The 1,161-nt window shown below is 45.1% G+C and carries 1 protein-coding gene; it reads right to left on the reverse strand.

Annotated elements, in window-relative coordinates; genetic code table 11:
- Positions 1-254: 254 nt before the first annotated feature.
- Positions 255-1,161 (reverse strand): Holliday junction branch migration DNA helicase RuvB (gene ruvB, locus R7O12_RS26045; RefSeq protein WP_318126947.1); only part of this gene is annotated, 907 nt, incomplete at its 5' end.

The following is a 1,161-nucleotide window of genomic DNA, read 5'->3' on the forward strand; positions in this document are numbered from 1 at the left end:
GAATGCGCTTTGATATACATCAATGTTTATGCGCTGAATTTGCACAAAACTCCATCACATTGATCCAGATCAACCCGTATTAGAAGCGTATGTTAAGAGAGAGTAATCAGGAGAGAAATTAACCAGTTGCAAGCAAACATCGAGTTAACAATCAGTGCTTTTTTCTTACCTAATTAGTATTAGAAGAAATTCAATAAATGAGAGGTTGGTCACTTATGGTGAAAGGCTGAGCATTTTTGCTCAGCCTTAGAATCTTATTTTTCAATTCCGAAATGAAGATATGCACGATCTGTGGCGATTCTTCCTCGGGGAGTGCGTTGTAAATAGCCTTGCTGAATCAAATATGGTTCTAGCACATCTTCAATGGTGTCTTTTTCTTCACCAATAGCGGCAGCCATATTGTCGAGTCCAACTGGACCACCACCAAATTTCTCCATGATAGCGAGAAGAAGCTTGCGGTCCATGTAATCGAAGCCCTGAGCATCCACATCCAACATATTAAGCGATTTGTCAGCAACATCGGCACAAATATGTCCGTTGCCCTTCACTTCTGCATAGTCACGGACACGGCGCAATAGACGGTTTGCAATACGAGGCGTACCACGAGCTCGTCGAGCAACTTCTAACGCGCCTTCTGGCTCCATCGACAACCCTAGACAATCTGCACTGCGTTGAACAATGTTCTGTAGATCTTGCACTTTGTAGTACTCAAGACGCTGAGTAATACCAAAACGGTCACGCAGCGGAGAAGTCAAAGACCCCGCACGCGTCGTTGCACCAATCAATGTGAATGGTGGCAAATCAATTTTGATAGAACGTGCGGCCGGGCCTTCACCAATCATGATGTCCAATTGGTAATCTTCCATTGCCGGATACAGCACCTCTTCGACCATAGGGCTAAGACGATGGATCTCATCAATGAAAAGCACGTCGTTTTCCTCAAGGTTGGTCAACAACGCGGCCAAATCGCCTGCTTTTTCGAGAACAGGTCCAGAAGTAGTACGGATGTTCACTTCCATCTCGTTAGCAACAATGTTTGCCAACGTCGTTTTACCCAAACCTGGAGGGCCAAAAATAAGTAGGTGGTCTAACGCCTCACTACGCAATTGTGCCGCTTTGATGAAAATCTCCATCTGATCACGGACATGATCCTGACCTTGG

This window comes from Vibrio sp. Vb1574, assembly GCF_033338675.1.